This window comes from Mesobacillus sp. QJM3NY_10, from assembly GCF_056173465.1.
The window spans coordinates 3,459,826-3,479,425 of the sequence record NZ_CM149675.1; the positions used below are offsets into that span (position 1 = coordinate 3,459,826).

The 19,600-nt window shown below is 44.2% G+C and carries 19 protein-coding genes and 1 pseudogene; 4 read left to right on the forward strand and 16 right to left on the reverse strand.

What is annotated here, in order from left to right; translation table 11 throughout:
* Positions 1 to 78 precede the first annotated feature (78 nt).
* A complete protein-coding gene (locus AC0VX7_RS17485) occupies positions 79 to 375 on the reverse strand; it encodes a post-transcriptional regulator (RefSeq protein WP_475425209.1) in 297 nt (98 codons plus the stop codon).
* A 121-nt stretch (positions 376 to 496) separates the two neighbouring features.
* Between AC0VX7_RS17485 and spoVB the strand changes: the two genes are divergently transcribed.
* Positions 497 to 2,059: a stage V sporulation protein B gene (gene spoVB, locus AC0VX7_RS17490; RefSeq protein WP_475425210.1), complete on the forward strand. Its 1,563-nt coding sequence runs from the start codon at positions 497 to 499 to the stop codon at positions 2,057 to 2,059.
* Between the two features lie 55 nt (positions 2,060 to 2,114).
* Here the strand turns inward: spoVB and AC0VX7_RS17495 are convergent, their stop codons facing one another.
* Entirely contained in the window at positions 2,115 to 2,777 is a 663-nt protein-coding gene (locus AC0VX7_RS17495; protein WP_475425211.1) for a DUF421 domain-containing protein, read from the reverse strand.
* A gap of 187 nt (positions 2,778 to 2,964) precedes the next feature.
* On the opposite strand from AC0VX7_RS17495, the gene AC0VX7_RS17500 reads away from it, so the two are divergent.
* Positions 2,965 to 3,351: a TIGR04086 family membrane protein gene (locus AC0VX7_RS17500; RefSeq protein ID WP_215029042.1), complete on the forward strand. Its 387-nt coding sequence runs from the start codon at positions 2,965 to 2,967 to the stop codon at positions 3,349 to 3,351.
* 41 nt (positions 3,352 to 3,392) lie between these two features.
* On the opposite strand, the gene yajC is transcribed toward AC0VX7_RS17500, so the two are convergent.
* The 13 genes and pseudogenes from yajC to nadB form a co-directional block, all read right to left on the reverse strand.
* Positions 3,393 to 3,665, reverse strand: a complete 273-nt coding sequence (gene yajC / locus AC0VX7_RS17505; protein ID WP_102263708.1) for a preprotein translocase subunit YajC — start codon at positions 3,663 to 3,665, stop codon at positions 3,393 to 3,395.
* A gap of 68 nt (positions 3,666 to 3,733) precedes the next feature.
* Positions 3,734 to 4,873 (reverse strand): tRNA guanosine(34) transglycosylase Tgt, encoded by a 1,140-nt coding sequence (gene tgt, locus AC0VX7_RS17510; RefSeq protein WP_041967763.1) that lies wholly within the window; start codon positions 4,871 to 4,873, stop codon positions 3,734 to 3,736.
* A 54-nt stretch (positions 4,874 to 4,927) separates the two neighbouring features.
* The gene (queA, locus tag AC0VX7_RS17515; protein WP_475425212.1) at positions 4,928 to 5,956 is read right to left on the reverse strand and encodes a tRNA preQ1(34) S-adenosylmethionine ribosyltransferase-isomerase QueA; all 1,029 of its coding nucleotides are present in this window, start codon (positions 5,954 to 5,956) and stop codon (positions 4,928 to 4,930) included.
* 46 nt (positions 5,957 to 6,002) lie between these two features.
* Positions 6,003 to 6,209 carry a DUF2905 domain-containing protein gene (locus tag AC0VX7_RS17520; RefSeq protein WP_475425213.1) on the reverse strand — a complete coding sequence of 69 codons (207 nt, stop codon included), beginning with the start codon at positions 6,207 to 6,209 and terminating at the stop codon, positions 6,003 to 6,005.
* Entirely contained in the window at positions 6,206 to 7,207 is a 1,002-nt protein-coding gene (ruvB, locus tag AC0VX7_RS17525; RefSeq protein ID WP_215029034.1) for a Holliday junction branch migration DNA helicase RuvB, read from the reverse strand. Before ruvB ends, AC0VX7_RS17520 begins: the two co-directional genes overlap by 4 nt.
* A gap of 52 nt (positions 7,208 to 7,259) precedes the next feature.
* The gene (ruvA, locus tag AC0VX7_RS17530) at positions 7,260 to 7,868 is read right to left on the reverse strand and encodes a Holliday junction branch migration protein RuvA (RefSeq protein WP_215029031.1); all 609 of its coding nucleotides are present in this window, start codon (positions 7,866 to 7,868) and stop codon (positions 7,260 to 7,262) included.
* 418 nt (positions 7,869 to 8,286) lie between these two features.
* Complete coding sequence (locus tag AC0VX7_RS17535; RefSeq protein ID WP_475425214.1) at positions 8,287 to 8,847, reverse strand: BofC C-terminal domain-containing protein; 561 nt, start codon at positions 8,845 to 8,847, stop codon at positions 8,287 to 8,289.
* 139 nt (positions 8,848 to 8,986) lie between these two features.
* Positions 8,987 to 9,694, reverse strand: coding sequence for a YhcN/YlaJ family sporulation lipoprotein (locus AC0VX7_RS17540; protein WP_475425215.1), 708 nt, complete (start codon positions 9,692 to 9,694; stop codon positions 8,987 to 8,989).
* A 100-nt stretch (positions 9,695 to 9,794) separates the two neighbouring features.
* Positions 9,795 to 10,775 carry a phosphotransferase gene (locus tag AC0VX7_RS17545; RefSeq protein WP_475425216.1) on the reverse strand — a complete coding sequence of 327 codons (981 nt, stop codon included), beginning with the start codon at positions 10,773 to 10,775 and terminating at the stop codon, positions 9,795 to 9,797.
* 1,845 nt (positions 10,776 to 12,620) lie between these two features.
* Positions 12,621 to 12,768: pseudogene (gene safA, locus AC0VX7_RS17550) on the reverse strand (SafA/ExsA family spore coat assembly protein); the annotation flags it as partial.
* A gap of 167 nt (positions 12,769 to 12,935) precedes the next feature.
* Positions 12,936 to 14,042, reverse strand: coding sequence for a quinolinate synthase NadA (gene nadA, locus AC0VX7_RS17555; RefSeq protein ID WP_475425217.1), 1,107 nt, complete (start codon positions 14,040 to 14,042; stop codon positions 12,936 to 12,938).
* Positions 14,008 to 14,895, reverse strand: a complete 888-nt coding sequence (gene nadC / locus AC0VX7_RS17560; RefSeq protein ID WP_475425218.1) for a carboxylating nicotinate-nucleotide diphosphorylase — start codon at positions 14,893 to 14,895, stop codon at positions 14,008 to 14,010. The genes nadA and nadC overlap by 35 nt, the downstream gene beginning before the upstream one ends.
* Entirely contained in the window at positions 14,864 to 16,528 is a 1,665-nt protein-coding gene (gene nadB, locus AC0VX7_RS17565) for an L-aspartate oxidase (protein ID WP_475425219.1), read from the reverse strand. The genes nadC and nadB overlap by 32 nt, the downstream gene beginning before the upstream one ends.
* 452 nt (positions 16,529 to 16,980) lie before the next feature.
* On the opposite strand from nadB, the gene AC0VX7_RS17570 reads away from it, so the two are divergent.
* Together AC0VX7_RS17570 and AC0VX7_RS17575 are read left to right on the forward strand one after the other, a co-directional pair.
* Positions 16,981 to 18,120, forward strand: a complete 1,140-nt coding sequence (locus AC0VX7_RS17570; RefSeq protein WP_475425220.1) for an IscS subfamily cysteine desulfurase — start codon at positions 16,981 to 16,983, stop codon at positions 18,118 to 18,120.
* Between the two features lie 59 nt (positions 18,121 to 18,179).
* The gene (locus AC0VX7_RS17575; RefSeq protein ID WP_475425221.1) at positions 18,180 to 18,719 is read left to right on the forward strand and encodes a 3H domain-containing protein; all 540 of its coding nucleotides are present in this window, start codon (positions 18,180 to 18,182) and stop codon (positions 18,717 to 18,719) included.
* 34 nt (positions 18,720 to 18,753) lie between these two features.
* On the opposite strand, the gene pheA is transcribed toward AC0VX7_RS17575, so the two are convergent.
* Positions 18,754 to 19,596: a prephenate dehydratase gene (gene pheA / locus AC0VX7_RS17580; protein WP_475425222.1), complete on the reverse strand. Its 843-nt coding sequence runs from the start codon at positions 19,594 to 19,596 to the stop codon at positions 18,754 to 18,756.
* Between the last annotated feature and the right edge of the window lie 4 nt (positions 19,597 to 19,600).

The following is a 19,600-nucleotide window of genomic DNA, read 5'->3' on the forward strand; positions in this document are numbered from 1 at the left end:
ATAAAGAAAGTCTCTCTCAAAAAAAATCCGGTTATAGATTTTATCGGTTATATACAGACAAAAAAGCTATCGCCCCTGCTACTTCAGCAGTTCCTTTCGCTCCTCTTCGTCATCGAGCGTAAAATCCCCCAGTTTGAAGGCTTCAACGGTGGTGAAATTCATTACGTCTCCGATTTTGGCTGATAAAATATCAGCGACGATTTCATACATTTGAATCTCTTCTTTCGGTTTTTTCCATTTTTTCTTAGTGAGATAATCCCATAATTCTTTTTCTCTAACTTGTTCATATCCAAATATTTTGAATTCTCCAATTTTACTTTCCAACGCCGGCTTTACCTGCTTGTAAAACCGTCCGTATTGATGGCTTGGATTCATCCCCTGGCCCCCTCGTCCAATTTTCTAGTCTTAATGTTTTAACCTTGTCATGCTTTGTCCACTTTCTTGCATATAGTTAATTGTATATGAAATATGCATTTTTGAGAAGGCAGGGAGCGGAATGTCGAAGTTTTTAAAAGGAACATTTATTTTGTTAATGGCCGGGCTCGTCACGAGGGTGCTTGGTTTCATAAATCGGATCGTCATTGCCCGTTCCATCGGAGAAGAAGGTGTTGGTCTTTACATGATGGCCTTCCCCACTTTGGTGCTTGTCGTGACGATTACACAGCTGGGTCTTCCAGTTGCGATTTCAAAAAATGTGGCTGAAGCCGAGGCAAGAGGCGACTTCCGAAAAATCAAGAAAATCCTTGTCGTTTCATTGGCAACCACTATTTCCCTATCTATTGTCTTTACACCCGCGCTGATTTTCCTTGCTCCATACTTATCTGAGACATTATTTACTGATCCGAGGACACAATGGCCACTGCTTGCCATCGCACCAATCGTACCAATCGTTGCGGTATCATCGGTGCTCCGCGGCTACTTCCAGGGAAGGCAGAACATGAAGCCGTCTGCCATTTCACAGGTTATTGAACAGCTTGTGCGGATAACCTTGATTGCCGTCCTGACAAAAGCCTTCATGCCGTATGGCATCGAATATGCTGCTGCCGGTGCCATGATTGCATCAGTACTGGGGGAGCTAATTTCTTTAATTTATCTGATGACCACCTTTAAGCTTAAAAAGAAATTCCCACTGCGGAAAAACTTTTTCCAATTCGTCAATTCTGGAAAATCGACATTTAATGATCTGATGAAAATCGCATTGCCAACAACTGGTTCGAGAATGATTGGCTCGGTTTCCTGGTTCTTTGAACCGATTGTTGTTGCGCACAGCCTGGCAATCGCCGGTGTTGCGGCAGTGGCGGCAACAAAACAGTATGGAGCATTGACTGGTTTCGCCATGCCATTATTATTACTGCCATCGTTTATCACCTATTCGCTGTCGACCTCCCTTGTCCCGGCGATTAGCGAAGCAAACTCAAAGAAAAATACAAAAGTAATACAACATCTTTTACAGCAGTCTCTGCGTTTTTCTCTTTTAACAGGCGGCCTTGCTGTCGTCGTCCTTTACGTATTGGCCGAACCGTTAATGACGTTAATGTATGGAACAGCTAATGGGGCACAGTTCATAAAGCTAATGGCACCATTCTTCCTCTTCTATTATTTCCAGGGCCCATTGCAGGCAGCCCTGCAGGCTCTTGATTTAGCAAGGGCCGCAATGATTAACAGTCTGATTGGGAACCTTGCCAAAACAGCTGTCATTTTCCTGTTGGCAAGCCAGCCTGCCTTTGGCATCAATGGTGTAGCCCTTGGGATGGTAATGGGAATTGTTCTGATCACGCTTCTTCACTTCGCTACAATGCTTAAGGCTGTTTCTTTCACCTTCTATATAAAGGATTATATTAAGATGTTTGCTCTGATCATACTTTCGGGATCGCTGGGATTCCTGCTTTGGGACTGGCTGGACGAAAGCATTGGACTTACTGTTAAAGTATTGTCCAGCGCAGTATCAATGGCCGTTCTCTACATCGTTCTCGCTATTGCTTTTGGCTTGATCAGGAAGAATGAACTTCTCCGCATCCGGTCTGTCATATTTTCTTTTTTCAAAAAGTCCATTATGTAAAAGGCTTAAAATTTAAAAATCACCACATAAAAAACGTGGAATTCCGTCCACGTTTTTATGTGTCTTTCACATCGATATAGAATTCACCATTTTGAAAACTGCAAAAAGAAATATCCTTAATTTCTTTATATCCTTTTTCCTCTAACTCCTGAAGCAGCCAGGCTCTTGATTTGTCTATCAAAGAAAGGTTATCTTCCTGGATTTCTCCGTCCACGATTAATGGCAGGGCAAGACTTCCATTGTCCTCCTGTCCATCCTGGTTTCCCTGACCCTTTTGGAAAATGGAAAGTGTCCCTGAAGGCTCTAAAATTGCATATTCAACATCAGCGATATTGCCTACATCCTTTTCACGCAGTTGAAGAAGCAAATCATCAAAGTTATACCTTTGGGATCTCATCGCCTTTTCATCTATTTTTCCTTTATTAATGATAATTGTCGGCTTTCCATCCACAATATCCCTGAATTTTTTGCTTTTAAGCGAAAGCATGGCCAGTGTAATTTGAATGATGACAAATATACTGATTGGAAGAAGAGTATTGACCAAGGGATCTTTCGTATTTTCTATCGCCAGGGATGCCATCTCAGCAATCATGATATAGACAACCAGATCCAGGATACTCAACTCACCAATTTCCCTTTTTCCCATTAAACGAAAAATCAACAGAATCACCAAATAAAGGAGAATTGTCCTAAAAAGGATGATGAAATACTGTTCCACTTTTCCCCCGCCCTTCACGCAGCATTCCTCTTTAGTCTTTTACTCAGAATTAAAATAATACTTATTGTTTCAGTTAATTTTTAAGGTATTTGCTGAATAAAACTGATTCTATTTGTCCTTTGTCATGAATATGCTTGTACTAGGCAATTCCCGTTTAGAGGGAATAGATTAGAGAGGAGAGGGGTTAATGGAATCTAAAAGTTTAGGCAGGGCAGTCCTGTACGGGGTGATTGCAATATTCCTGTTGGCAATCGTAAGCAGCTTTATATTTTCTCTTCTTTTAAAGTTCACCTCCGTCCAAGAATCTTCGCTTCAATACGTCATGACATCTATTTCTTTTTTATCGATTTTCATCGGCGGCTTTATTACTGGCGGAAACGGCAAAGAGAAAGGCTGGATGATCGGGGGAGCTACAGGGCTGGCTTATTCTTTGATTATTTTCCTGTTCCAATACCTGGGTTATGACAGTTTATTCTCGCTCGAACAAGTTATCTACCATATTTGCTATATACTTACGGCGATGATGGGCGGTATCCTCGGGGTAAACATCGTTGGCGGTCCATCAAAGGCATAAAAAAGAAGCGAACAGAGTTCGCTTCTTTTTTATCATTTAACTTATAGTCCTGCTGATTCTTTGACATCGCGAATCGCCGCGCGGTCATATGTAAGACGGCTTCCGTCTCCACATTTGATGACAACAGTGCCTTCATCAAGTGCATCAACAATTCCATGCAAACCGCCGATTGTTACTACTTTATCGCCTTTTTGCAAGTCACTTTGCATTTGCTGAACCGCTTTTTGCCTCTTTTGCTGAGGGCGGATCAGTAAAAAGTAGAACAATACAAACATCAGCAATAGCGGGAATACTGTACCTAATAATCCTTCCATTCATTTCCCCTCCTTTCATAGTCAGGCTTTATCCGCATAGCGAAACAGCCTTGTTAAAAGCAGTTTATTTAGAAGTTTTTGGCATTCGGCTTATTGTAGCCATATTGCTCAAAGAACTCTTCTCTAAAGTCCCCCAGACGGTCTTCACGGATTGCCTGTCTGACCTGCTCCATTAATTTTAGCAGAAAATAGAGATTATGGTAAGAAGTAAGTCGAATTCCAAACGATTCATCCGTTTTAATCAAGTGGCGGATGTAAGCCCTGCTGTAATTTTTGCATGTATAGCAATCACAGTTCGGATCCAATGGTCCAAAGTCACGCGCAAATTTCGCGTTCTTGACGACCAATCTTCCCTCGCTCGTCATCAATGTGCCATTCCTGGCAATACGAGTTGGCAGCACACAATCGAACATATCAATTCCGCGGATGGCACCATCAATCAATGAATCTGGTGAACCTACCCCCATTAGATAGCGCGGCTTGTCCGTTGGCAGCCACGGTGTGGTGAATTCCAGCACTCTGTCCATGACATCCTTCGGTTCGCCGACTGAAAGGCCCCCGACAGCATAACCCGGGAAGTCCATGGAAACAAGGTCCTTCGCGCTCTGCTTTCTCAATTCCTCATATTCTCCGCCCTGGACGATTCCGAATAATCCCTGGTCCTGTGGACGCTGATGCGCTGTCAGGCAGCGTTCTGCCCAGCGGGAGGTCCGTTCTACCGACTTTTTCATGTAATCATATTCTGCAGGGTATGGCGGGCACTCATCGAATGCCATCATGATATCTGACCCGAGAGCATTCTGGATTTCCATCGCTTTTTCCGGTGAAAGGAAAAGCTTGTCCCCATTCAAATGGTTGCGGAAGTGGACGCCTTCCTCTTCGATTTTTCTGAACTCGCTCAAAGAGAATACCTGGAATCCACCTGAGTCTGTAAGGATGGCACGATCCCAATTCATGAATTTATGCAGGCCGCCTGCCTCCTTGATTATTTCATGACCTGGCCTTAACCATAGATGGTAAGTGTTGCTCAGGATAATTCCTGCACCCATTTGAACCAATTCTTCAGGTGACATTGTTTTAACAGTAGCCAGTGTACCTACCGGCATGAAGACAGGAGTTTCAAAGGACCCATGAGGCGTATGTACACGACCAAGCCTTGCTCCTGTTTGCTTACAGGTCTTAATTAATTCGTAACGGATTGCTGACAATGTTTAAGCTCCTTCCAGAAGTACAAATTCATTATTATTTTTCAAGCATGAAAACTATAGGATCAACATTGCATCGCCGAAGCTGAAAAAGCGATACCTTTCCTCTACTGCATGATTATAGGCATTAAGGACATTATCGCGTCCAGCCAAAGCACTCACAAGCATGATGAGCGTCGACTTCGGCAAATGGAAATTGGTAATCATCCCATCGATGGCTTTGAACTCATATCCAGGATATATGAAGATATTGGTCCAGCCATTTTCAGCGACAAATTTACCTTCATTGGCTGCGGCAATGGTTTCGAGCGTCCGCGTTGAGGTTGTTCCCACGGTAATGATACGTCCGCCCTGCTCGCGTACAGAGTTCAACAGCAATGCTGTTCCTTCAGTCACCTGGTAAAACTCAGAATGCATGTCATGCTCTTCGATCGAATCAACACTGACAGGCCTGAATGTTCCCAAACCCACGTGAAGAGTGATAAAAGCAATATGGATGCCCATTTCCTTTATTTCATCGAGCAATTCTTCTGTAAAATGCAAGCCAGCCGTAGGGGCCGCTGCAGAACCTCTTTCCCTTGCGAAAACGGTCTGGTATCTGTCCTTATCTTCCAGCTGCTCCTTGATATAAGGAGGCAGAGGCATTTCACCAAGCTGTTCCAGCACTTCATAGAAAATACCGTCAAATGAAAACTTAAGGTTCCTGCCGCCATGTTCGGCTTCCCCTGTGCATTCTGCGGTCAATAATCCATCGCCAAAGACGATTTTTGTGCCTTCCTTCACTCTTTTCGCTGGTTTGACAAGCGTTTCCCACTCATCACCCTCGAGCTGTTTCAGGAGTAGGACCTCAATTTTTGCTCCCGTGTCTTCTTTCATGCCAAAAAGCCTTGCCGGAAGAACTTTTGTGTCATTCAGGACGAGGCAATCACCCGGATTCAGATAGTTTTTGATGTTCTTGAAAACATCATGTTCTATTTTGCCCGATTCTTTATTTAAGACCATCAGCCTGCTTTCCGCTCTTTGTTCAAGCGGAGTCTGGGCAATTAGTTCCTCTGGCAAATGGAAATCAAACAAGTCTACTTTCATGTTGTCACCCTTACTAAGTTTTCTTTATATTTTGTCAATAGGCCGCTCATCTGAACCGGCCGATAAAATAAAAAATGGCTGATAGAATGATGCTTACCAGAATGGATGTCACGATTGGGAAGTAAAAGGACGTGTTGCCTTTTTTAATGACGATGTCTCCTGGCAGTCTTCCTAAATTGACAAACTGCATGATAAAGCCAATGATGAAAATGACTGCCCCCGCGATCATCACGAACTTAGCTGCACCTGTCATCGTTCAGGCACCTCCATTTCAAAATGTCGGTATACTGCCTCCGTTACAATTCTTCCCCTTGGTGTCCTCTGCAAAAACCCGATCTGCAATAAATATGGTTCATACACATCTTCAATCGTCTGTGATTCTTCGCCAATGGTTGCGGAAATAGTCTCTAAACCAACCGGTCCGCCGCGATATTTTTCAATGATGCCCTTGAGCAATTTATGGTCTATATGGTCAAGTCCCAAGCGGTCTACTTGCATCAGTTCCAATGCCTCCTGGGCAAGAGTTTGCTCTACGGCGCCATTTCCACGTACCTGTGCAAAGTCGCGTACTCGCTTCAATAAGCGGTTGGCGATCCTCGGTGTCCCTCTCGATCTTCTCGCAAGCTCCTGAGCGGCAGACCAGTCAATGTCGGTTTCCAATAGCTCAGCTGTCCTGACGACAATATCAGTAAGCTGTTTCTCATTATAGTATTCCAAACGGCTCAAAACTCCAAACCTGTCTCTTAATGGAGCTGACAACGAACCAGCGCGCGTTGTCGCACCAACAAGCGTGAACGGCGGGAGATCAAGCCTGACGGATCGGGCACTTGGCCCTTTCCCAATGACGATATCAAGGCAAAAGTCTTCCATGGCAGGATAGAGTACTTCCTCAATCGTCCTTGGGAGTCTGTGAATTTCATCAATGAACAAGACATCGCCAGGCTCCAATGCCGTCAGAATAGCTGCAAGATCTCCTGGCCTCTCAATTGCCGGTCCGGAAGTCGTCCTAAGATTGACGCCCATTTCATTGGCGATGATTGCCGCCAGCGTTGTCTTGCCCAAACCAGGCGGTCCATAGAGCAATACATGGTCCAGCGTTTCACGCCTCATTTTGGCCGCTTCAATAAACACTTCAAGATTTGCTTTTACTTTATCCTGGCCGATATATTGCCTGAGTGTCTGCGGACGCAGGCTCTGCTCAAATGAAACATCCTGGTCGCCCGCTTCACTGGAGATGATTCGTTCTTCCATCTGTTTCTCACCTTTCTAATAAGCTGGTTAACAGATCATTTTTAACACAGCGTTACTTTAATAGCTTCTGTAATGCTTTCTTGATATATTGGTCTGTCGTCAAATTTTCTTTCTTCAACTCTGGAGTGATCTTGCGAATTTCCTTTTCTGAGTAGCCCAGTGCCTTCAGTGCCAATACTGCTTCATCAAACTCAGTCGACTGGCTTATGGTTGCTGCAACCTCGTCCGAATTGAAAAGGTTAGGGAAGTAATCTGGCACAAGGTCATGCAGCTTTCCCTTTAAATCAAGGATCATTTGTCTCGCAGTCTTCTTGCCGACTCCAGGGAATTTGACCAAGAACGATTCATCTTCATTTTCAATTGCCTGAACCACTTGACCCGGTTCTCCGGACGCAAGGATGGCCAGTGCCCCTTTCGGACCGATTCCCGAGACATTCAAAAGTCTTGTGAAAAGTGCTTTTTCCTCACGATTCTTAAAACCATAGAGGGCCATCAGATCTTCTCTGACATAATGATATGTAAAAATACAAATCTCTTTACCTGCTTCTTTCGTGAATACAAATGGATTTGGTGTCATGATCTGATATCCAATCCCTCTATTTTCAATGACTATATATTCAGGACCGACGAAATCGACGGTACCTTTTATGAATTCATACAATACTCTCGCCCCTCTGCTTTGCTGTAACTCATTTTAACATACTCTTTTAAAAGGTATGAATAAAAATATACAAAAAGGCGAACGTATGATCATTTTTATAAGAAAAGCGCAAGCGCCTTGGTCAGCCCCGACAAGCGCTGGAGGGCCTGACAGTGAAGTCGCTCTTTGACTTCATTGGCAGGACCGAAATCGAAAAGTATAGCCGACTGTCCAGAAACACAGAAACTGGAGACTTCGACAAAGAAGCGCTTTTTGCTTCTGCCGGCGGAGTTGAAGTTTCGGAGTTTCTAGGAGGCGACACTAGACAAGCGTCTCGAGGGGCTAGGCGCTGGAGCTAGACACTAATCTAAGTGGATAAATTTTTACTTTCCAGTAATAAAATCTCTCCGAAACCTTAGGAAACACAAATAAGAGCCAGTCAGCCCGGCTCTTCACTGTTTTCCCTCACCGTATATGGTTTAAAAGTCTCTAATACCTCTTCATAGCATTGTTTATTACGGATTGGAATCCCTTTTTTCAATTGATCTCGTTTAATACTTTCAAGTCTGCCAAGATCGATTTGAAAAAACGATTGAATGATATTCGAACCATCAGGCCTTCCATTAAAAATAGTAAGTACCCCTTCATCTGACAACCCGAAATACCCATTTGCCTTCAATAGCGGCGATATATCATCATGTTCCTGTCTGAACACAGCCTTTTCCGCTTCGATATCTACTAGCTGCCATTCATCATATTTGGCCCAAAAGTCTTCCATTGACCAAATCGTTTCCTCAATACGTTCCTCACTCATTTCACCATCAAGATAAACTCTTTGCAAAATGATTGTGACCTTAAGAGGTTCATTGATTTCATGGACTGCTTCTTCAGGCTTCTCAGCAAAAACCGGCTTTGTCTGAAGTACTAAACTGTATCCCGATAGACCCATTAGGAGCATAACAGCTGTACTGAACGCTTTTAATAATTGGATTGAAGCCATTGCTGTCCACCTCTCTTATTTGCTAAAATTTGTTCGATTTCTTTTCCAATAATAGTTTAGCCAAAATTATCTTATTTATCCTTTCTAGAAAAGAGCAGAAAAAGAGAAGGCAAGATGTCACTCTGCCTTCTACCTGTGATTATGGGTTGAAGTTAATGCTTTCTCTCGGATTCCCATTCTTCCGGTCATAATCAATATTCCTTGACCTGCTGAAGGTTCCCTCATCCTCGATGATACGCAGCTCTCTGCCTTCAATATATGGAAGGACTGCCTTCCTGATTTTCTTGTTTGTTTGTTTTTTCAATGACTTATCTTTATAAGTCACGGCAACTTCAACTTCCCTGCCAAACAAAACAGATCTCACTTTATCAACATTGTCGACAGACTCTGCAGCAATACCTACTTTCCGAGCCAATTTGTTATCTTGTTCGGTATTATTGTAGATCCTTGCCTGGCCGCTTCCCCTGTGCTCACTTAGATGTCCGTGATAATTCAAATCACCGCGGCTATATTTATTATCTCTTTGGAAAAAGTTATGGTCATGATCGGAACGAGGGACGGTTGGATTCGGAGGGTTGCCATTTTCATCACGCGACTGGAGCATCCTCCGCTTCCGGTTTTCTCCAGCTGTTCCCTCTTTCCCAAAATTATGGTCAAAAATTTCCGTGATTGCACCTTCTCGATCATCCATCACGTCAATTTCATTCCCTTTTTCATTCGAGTAATAGCCAAGTGGCTGCCCACCATCGGCATTCTGGCTTTGAACAGCGGCATCATCATTTCCGTTACAAGCCGTCAATCCTATTGTGAGCAAGGAAGCTAAAGGTACGAGCAACTTTTTGTTCAATCGAAAAACCCCCATCTAGCTAAAATGAGCACTTTTTACATGCTCATTATTAGAGTGCGGATGGGGCTGGATTTTCATTCTGACAGATACGTCCAAAAACCTAATCATTCAATCTTGATTTAACTTCTTCCTGGAATTGTTTCCTTTGCTGAAACTGACCGACAGTCATTTCAACGATTGGTGCCAGGCTATACGGATGTGTCTGGTTTCTGTCCCGTAACAAGCGGTTCCATTCCCTTAAAATATCTGCAGGATACAATAGCCCGTATAAAAAGGCGTCAGAATCCAACCATTTATTCAAATGGTTTATTTTTTCCAGTGATTCAAACTGCCAATCCAAAAAAGGCAGGATACGGTTTGCATACTGCAGCATATCATATGCTCTTGATCCAGAGCTAATTAAATCAAAATCAATTAAGTATAGCTTGCCTTCCTTTGATCGAAGAAAATTGTGATGAGCTACATCTCCATGGAGGATTGCTGGTGGCCCTGTTTCAAGCTCACTTTTCAATTTCACAAAATTCCTCAGTGAAAAATCCGCCCATTCCAGCAGCTCTTCGATTATGGCTTTTTTTACATAGAAATTAACTCCTGAGAGGTTTTTTGTAAATTCAGTCTTTCGATGTCGCCATTTTCGGGCTAAATCTGTTTTCGGCAGCATACCAGCATATGAAGGAACTAGAACAGAAGTATGGTCATGGAAGCTATTCAGAAGTTCAACGCCTTTCTCTCTGTCAGCTTTGACCCCGTAATCAAAGCGCTTTTCATGGTGGTCAATATATTCAATACAACCATAGTATGACCCATGGAAATGAAGAGGATCTTTATTTTGATTATAAAATCGGTAGGAATGGTGAAAACCGGACTTTCGTAGAGATGAAGTAAACGCTTCTTGAATTTTTAACTTCCGCAGATCTTTATAACCCTTTAAGATAAAACGCGTTTTCACCGTTTCAACGAGATAGACATTTCCTCTTAATTGAGTCATCTCTTTGATTTCAACGTCAAGTTCGCTTGTTAAATAAGAGAAGAGACGATTGAAAAAATAATCGTCTCCACCTCTCTTGATGTTAATATTCATTGCTCTCTTCATCTTCGAAACGCGGCATCGGCATACCATAGCCTCCACCCATCGGACCTGCTCCATAAGGATTCATGAATCCCTGAGGACCCATGCCCATCTGGTATCCTTGATGAGGGTTCATATGCATTCCTGGAGCTCCTGGATAGCCTTGGTGCATCATCATATGGTGAGGGTGGTGCATGCCTGCTCCCATCATGCCATAAGGATTACCCATTTGTCCCCCGCAGCCACAATCATAGCCGGCACCCTGCACTGCCTGCTTAGGCATCATTGGCTGCTTCATCATTCCGCCCACCTGCGGCATTTGATTATCCATCATTCCACCGACCTGTGGCATCATCGGCATTTGATTATCCATCATTCCACCAACCTGTGGCATCATCGGCATTTGATTATCCATCATTCCGCCTACCTGTGGCATTTGATGCGGCATCTGACCCTGCATCATTCCGCCTACCTGCGGCATTTGATGCGGCATCTGACCCTGCATCATTCCACCAACTTGTGGCATTTGGTTTTCCATCATTCCACCGACCTGTGGCATCATCGGCATCTGGCCCTGCATCATTCCACCAACTTGTGGCATTTGGTTTTCCATCATTCCACCCACTTGCGGCATCATCGGCATTTGGCCCTGCATCATTCCACCAACTTGTGGCATTTGGTTTTCCATCATTCCACCGACCTGTGGCATCATCGGCATCTGGCCCTGCATCATTCCGCCTACCTGTGGCATTTGGTTATCCATCATTCCTCCAACATGTGGCATCTGAGGCATTGGCATTTCTGATGATTCGTCATCCATCATTCCGCCTACCTGTGGCATTTGCTGATTATCCATCATTCCGCCTACCTGTGGCTGCAATGGCATTTGATCCTCCATCGCTCCCGCTACCTGCGGCATATATGGCATCGGTTGCTGATATCCCTGCTCATACGGCGGGCAATATCCCGGCCCAGGCATTACAGGTGAAATCGGTACACCATGGAAAGTAGGACCTGTCATTTGTGGTGCTCCATAATGAGGCATATTTTCTCCCATACCCGCGCTTAATGGCATTTGCATCTGCGCAAAGGATGACGATTCCATATCTTCGGCTGGCATTGCCATATTTGGCATCATTCCCGGGTACTGGGACATTCCCTGTACCTGAGGGTATGGCATTTGCTGTCCTGGATGGCCATATGCAGGACCTGTCATGGAAGGCGCACCTGGATAACAGTTATAAGGATAAGGGATCATCGGCTGCTGGTAACCTCCTTGAACGAATGGCATCATTGATGGTGATTCATCCATGAAATCATTCTTATCAATTTTTATATCGGGCTTTATTTCTGATTTCACATTTGGTTTCATCTCAGCTTTTGGCAGCTGAGGCTTTACCTCTTGCTTAACCTGTGGTTTGACCTGCTGCTTGACCGGAGCCTTGACTTCAGGCTTTACCTCTGGTTTGATTTCCGGGAAGATATTATCTGGCTTGGGCGGGAGCTGTGGCTTTAGCTCTTGTTTTGGCTGCGGTTTTGGCTGTGGCTTTGGCTGTGGTGGCATCTGCATATTAGCCATATTCATCATATAGTAATTGTTAATATCAATCTCCGGCTTTATTTGTACTGGCATCTTAGGTTTATATGGTTTAACCGGCTCTTCCTTTGGAACAGGTTTAGGCATTTCCTTTTTCGGCTGTTCCTTAACGGGAGCCTCTTTTGGCGCTTCCTTCTTCACTTCTGGCAATGGCATCGGTTTCTCTTTGGCAATCGGCATTTCCTTTTTGCCACCCATATTGATTTTTGCTTGAGGCGTTCCACCTGCGATCGGAGCTTCTTTCTTTACTGTTCCTCCAGCGGTTGGAACTTTTATTTTCATACCGGGCATAATCATATCAGGGTTGCTGAGCTGGGCGTTCATCTTTTTCAGCTCTTCAAAGTTCACGCCGTACTTCTTGGCGATCTTCCAAAGAGTATCCCCTTTCTGTACGATATGGATTTTCACTCTGATTCCCTCCTATGGCATAAGTCCATATATTCTATGTTGGTGTGGGCAAATTGCTAACAATCTTCAGAAAAACTTATGCTTCTATGTAAATAAATATGTTTTTCAGCATGAGATTAAGCTTTTCCCACAAAAAAAATCCTTCCCAATCTGGGAAGGATTCCAATTTACGATTGCTCAAGCATGCGGTTTAGGGCAAGCTTCGCATTAAATGCTGTTTCTTCATCCACTTTTATAAGATTAGTTTCCTGCGCCTGGACAACTGAATCGAGACTCCAGGCAAGATGCTGCAGGTCGATTCTATTCATTGTCAGGCATGGACACATATGTGGGTTCAAAGAAATAATCTGCTTATCCGGGTGTTGTGAAATCAGGCGGTTAACCAGATTCATTTCTGTCCCGACCGCCCATGATGAGCCGGCAGGAGAAGCTTCGATCGCTTCAATAATATAATTTGTTGAGCCTGCCATATCTGACAATGCAACAACTTCACGTGAGCATTCAGGGTGAACAATGATTTTCATGTCCGGATATGCTTCACGGACATGGGCGATATTTTGCACTGTAAAATTCTCATGAACAGAGCAATGTCCCTTCCAAAGTATTACCTTCACTTTTTCAAGCGGGCCATCGTACTCAAGAATATTATCAATCGGGTTGTAAACGGCCATTTCGTCAAGGCCGATTCCAATGTTAAAAGCAGTATTCCTGCCTAAATGCTGATCTGGAAGGAAAAGCAGGCGTTCTTTTTTTGAAAAAGCCCAGCGCACCATCTTCTCGGCGTTGGAAGATGTCACAGTAGCACCTCCATTAGTTCCGACAAATGATTTGATTGCTGCTGTTGAGTTCACATACGTCAACGGCAAAATAGTGTCGCCAAACAGCACCTGCAGGAACTCCCAGGCTCTTTCCGTTTGGTAAATATCCGCCATATCCGCCATCGAGCAGCCAGCCCTCATATCTGGAAGGTAGACCTTCTGGTTTTCGGTTGTTAAAATGTCTGCCGTTTCGGCCATGAAATGAACGCCGCAGAACACAATATGTTCCGCTTCCCTGTTCTCTGCTGACAGCTGGGCTAATTTCAAGGAATCACCTGTCGCATCAGCGAATTGAATCACTTCATCCTTTTGATAATGATGACCAGGGATAAAAAGTTTCTTGCCCATTTTCTCTTTAATACCCTTGATCATGTCCTCCAGTTCCTGGACAGACATATTTTTATACTTCTCAGGAAGCATCTTAGATTTCGCTTCGAGCGCCTCCAATATATTCATATGCTACAGCCCCTTTCGTTTCAGCCATCACTTTTGCGCTAATATCCAATGATTTTACAGAGTGCGTGAGGAAACCGAGAGAAATATAATCCACACCGCAATCCCTATAGCTATGGAGGTTATCGAGGGTAATGCCTCCAGATGCTTCTGTTAAAATCCCTGCTGGGACATTGCCGATCCATTCCTCGATTTGTTCCGGCGGCCTGTTATCAAACATGATGCAGTCAACTTCTGAGTCAATCGCTTCCAGAAGCTGGTCTTTTGTTTCAATCTCAACTTCGACCTTCACCATATGCCCAAGATTTGACCTTACGGCTTCAACGGCATTGCTGATTGATCCCGCGAATGATATGTGGTTATCCTTGATCATCACAGCGTCATACAACCCATAACGATGATTGAAGCCGCCGCCACAACGGACTGCATATTTCTCAAGCATCCTGAGACCCGGCGTAGTTTTGCGCGTATCACAGATTCTCGTTTTTGCGCTGTCCAATACTTTGACAGCCTCATTCGTTTTCGTCGCAATCCCGCTCATCCGCTGTACAAGGTTAAGGACGACTCTTTCTGCTTTAAGCAAAGCGGAAACCCTGCCGTTGATCAAGGCAAGTTCTTGGCCCTTAACAACTTTCTCTCCATCTTTCACGTTCAGGGTAATCTGACTGTTCTCATCAAGCAGCCGGAATCCAGTATGGATTATTTGCTCACCGCAGAAGATTCCTTCATCCTTGGCGATTAAAACGAGACTTCCTCTGTTTTCATTTCCGAAAATCAGTTCACTGGTGACATCACGTTCACCAATATCTTCAATAAAAAATTGTTCAAGTAGCAAGCGCAGTTTGATTGTATTCATGCTTACCATCCTTTACGTTTTTTCGTTGATGGATGATTTGTTTTTTCATCCAATTGGCGTTATCTTCATGCGGGAAATCTTTTCGATAATGCCCGCCCCTGCTTTCTGTCCTTTCCAATGCTGCCTTTGTTATTAAAGATGCGGCGATGTACATGAACAGCCTATCCAACTCGGACGGCTGCAAATGGTCTAGCCGAGCCTCCAGCCATTGGTCCAGGTTGAACTGATCAAGCCACTCATTCTGTAAGGTCAGCAATTCCTTTGTACGGACAATCCCTGTCCGGTCCATCATTGTTTGTTTTAGTGAGGAAATAACAGGGAGCTCAATGCTGGATACAGTTGGATTTTCCAACATGTTGCCTGCTCTTTTAACAGTTTGATTTTGGATTTCCATTATGGTGTCTGCTCTTTTGGCATTTTGATCATGAATACCTCTAATAAATGCATCATCTCTTTTGGCAACTTGATGGCTGTTGAGCCAATCAGCAAGATTCCCGCCAACAAACATACCTTCCAATAAGGAATTGCTTGCCAATCTGTTTGCACCGTGGATTCCTGTACAGGCCGCTTCACCGATCGCATATAGTCCCGGGATGCTTGTTCGGCCCTGCAAATCAGTCTTTATCCCGCCCATGATAAAATGGCTCCCAGGCACAACAGGAATTAAGCCTTTATCAATATCTATCCCATGCTCAGAACAAAGCTTGCTGATCGTTGGGAAACGGCTGTTGAAACCAGGGATGGTTGTGATATCTAGATAGATTTGAATTCCTCTTCGCGAGTAATCATAAATAGTTTGGGAGACAATATGCCGCGGTGCCAGGTCCTTCAGCGGATGAATTCCTTCCATGATCCGCGTGCCTTCAGCAGTCACCAGTACGGCACCTTCACCCCTAACTGCTTCAGATATGAGGCCTCTCGTCTTTCCATTTACATAAAGAAGTGTGGGGTGAAACTGGACAAATTCCATATCGGCCAGCTCAGCACCTGCCCTGTAGGCCAGTGCCATACCATCACCGGTTGCAGTCTCTGCATTAGAGGTGAAGGCAAAGACCTGCCCGCAGCCCCCCGTAGCAAGAACCACATGGGGAGCAAGATATACTTCATTCGTTCCATCAGGGAGTTTCGCTTTCACACCGATACAACGAGTTGCATCGCTGTCTATAAATAGCTCATATACAAATGTGGACTGTTCAATTGAAATATTGTCATCCAAGTTCGAGAGCAAAAAATCGACCATATGCTTACCGGTCGCATCGCCTCCGCTATGGACAATCCTCTTTTCACTATGAGCTCCTTCCATCCCCAGCAGCAATTTTCCATCTGCATCTTCATCAAAACGGCAGCCCGATTGCCATAATCCTTTAATCAACTCCGGTGCTTTTTTGGTGATTTCAAGTACAGCTTCAGAGTTATTATGGTGAGCTCCTGCTTCCATTGTGTCGAGATAATGGAAGTAAGTGTCATCGCCCGGTGCAACCGCCGCTGCAACCCCACCTTGTGCAAGATAAGAATTGCCTGCTGTCAGTTCTTTCTTTGTGAGAATAATCACATTTAAACTCTTTGCTAATTTATTGGCCAATTGTAGTGCGGCAATTCCGCTGCCAACAATGATTACATCTGATTGTTTCATATAATGATAGCCTCCTGGATTAACAGGTGTCTTGACATATATATTTACACACATTTACACTGTTGACAAGAACTTTTATTTTGACAGAGGAGAAAGCAAGCACTGCAGTGAGTTTATGCTTGTGTCCTTAATAGGAGTGAGGGACAGTTTTCGGGCACGAGTTGCTTCTTCTTGTGACCGTGATTCAATAGAAAGACAGTTTTCGGGCACAAGTTGCTTCCTCTTGTGACCGTGATCCGATAGAAAGACAGTTTTCGGGCACAAGTTACTTTTTCTTGTGACCGTGATCCGATGGAAAGACCGATTTGGGTCACAAGTTGCTTCCTCTTGTGACCGTGATCCGTTTGAAAGACAGTTTTCGGGCACATGTTGGAACTTCATGTGACCGTAAACCAAGAACAATCAAATTTTCGGGCACAAGCAAGCTATAAATATTGAATAGGAGCGAACCCATGAAATATTTCGATTACGCGGCAACTTGTCCGCTTGACCAGGACGCGGCAGATATTTTTATACAGGCATCGACAAAGTACTATGGGAATAGTCAGAGCCTTCATGAAGCAGGCAGTGCTTCTGCTAATCTATTGGAGAGCTGCCGACAGGAATTCGCGCGCTTGCTTGGTGTTGAAAAGGCGGGGGTTTATTTTACAAGTGGAGGCTCTGAAGCGAATTATCTTGGGATTATGGCGCTCCTCTCTGCCAAAAGAAAAAACGGCAATCATATTATTACCGGGGCGGCTGAACATTCCTCCGTCTATAATTTGATGAAAAAGCTTGAAAGAGAAGGATGGGCGATCACATACCTCCCATTGAACTCAAATGGCAAAATTGAGCTTGCGAGTTTCATCGAAGCTGTCCGACCCGAAACTGTGCTCGTTTCGATTCAGCATGGCAACCCTGAAGTTGGAACAATCCAGCCGATCATCAATGTGGCTGAATATTGCCGATCTGAAGAAATACTGATTCACACGGACTGTGTACAGACCTTTGGAAAAATTCCAGTTGCCCCACTGGCCGGCTGGGTAGATGCCCTTTCAATTTCAGGCCATAAGTTTTACGGACCTAAAGGAACTGGAGTGGCTTATGTAAATCCGAAGCTTGCCTGGAAGCCTTACATTGATGGTACTGTACATGAAAAAGGCTTCAGGCCTGGCACGGTCAATGTCCCGGGAATCGCTGCAATGACCGCAGCAGCGCAAAAAGCACATTCCCTCATGGATACAGAAACGAAAAGAGTTAATAAATTGAGAGAGGCTCTTAGCGAATCCCTTTCAGGTGTCAGGGATTCAATTGAGATTTTTGGTGCAGAGGGCGATGAACAGCTTCCAGGTATTGTCGGAATGGGGATAAAAGGACTTGAGGGACAATATGTCCTGCTTGAATGCAACCGTAAGGGCTTTGCGATTTCCACCGGAACTGCTTGCCATACAGGCATGCTATCACCTGCGAAGACCATGACCGCAATGGGGATCGAAGGGAAACAGGCCAAGGAATTTTTCAGAATATCCTTCGGGAGGGAAACTCAGCAGGAAGATGCAGTCAATCTTGGGAAAATCCTTGCAGCAATCACCTCACAGGTGTCGGTCGTTTAACTTCAAGCTGTTTTTATGGTAAAATTCTCGAATGAAGAAGTCGAAGGAGAGATCGGATTATGAAGGAACCTACGAAGATTCTCGGAGATGAACGCCGGGCCTATATCCTGAAACGGCTGCAGGAAAGCAGTGAGCCCATCACCGGAGGCGAACTTTCGGCGATAACGAATGTAAGCAGGCAGGTCATTGTTGGCGATATTACCCTGCTTAAAGCCAAAAACGAACCAATCATTGCTACCAGCCAAGGATATCTATATATGCATGCATCCCGTCCTTCAGCAGCAGAAAGGACCATTGCCGTCTCCCACGGCCCTGAAAGGACAGAAGAAGAACTCCTGCTTCTTGTCGATCACGGAGTAACTGTTAAGGACGTGAAAATTGAGCATCCCGTATATGGAGATTTAACAGCTTCCATCATGGTCTCAAATCGAAACGAAGTAAAACAGTTCATGGAAAAAATCAGGGCAACCAATGCTTCCTATTTATCAGAGTTAACAGACGGAATCCATTTGCACACGATCTCGGCTCCGACTGAAAAAGCGCTGGATGAAGCGGAAGAAACGCTAAGAAAAGAAAAGTTATTAATTGATCTAGAATAGTGATATAAAAAAATCCATCAATTGATGGATTTTTTTATATCTTATGGCTCGAATAGCTTCCAAGCAGTTTAACTGTGCAGCCTAATGCCTCTAGTTCAGCAATGGCTCCTGGAATTAATACATCATCCATTTTCAAATTAATATCGATAATGAAAAAGTATTTTCCCAAACCTGTTTTCATTGGGCGTGATTCAATTTTAGACAGATTGAGCTTCCGCCATGAGAAAGCAGATAAGACCTGGTGCAGTGCTCCTGCTCGATCCGAAGGCAGTGTAATCATCAAACTTGTCTTGGACTCTTCAGTTGGAGCCATGTAAATGTCATGATCTTCCTTCGCCAGCACAGCAAATACGGTATGGTTATAGCTATAATCATGGACATTTTGCTCAACAGTGACTAATCCATATTCCTCTGCAGCAAGGCTATTCGCGATTGCCGCGATGTTTCGTTCCGGATGGTTTTGTACATACTTAGCCGCTGCGGCTGTAGATGACATATGTTCAAGAGGTTTTCCTTTGAATTCTTTATGTAAAAATTTATGGCACTGTGCTAGTGCGTGTGGATGGCTGCAAATCAATTCAGCTTCCCTCCACTTTTCGATATTATCCCGATGAACCAGCAGATGCTGCATGATTGGCACCACCGCTTCACCAACAATCTGAAGGTCCGTTTCATGGACTAAATAATCGATCGTGACATTAACTGAACCCTCGATGGAGTTTTCCAGCGGTACGATTGCTGCATCAATTTCTCCTCCTGAAGCAGCATCCATGCATTCTGGTATACTCACAAACGGAATCCTCTTAGCCTCTTTAAACAATTGCCGGGCAGCATAGTCCGTAAATGTTGCTTCCGGTCCTAGATAACCAATAATCAAGCCC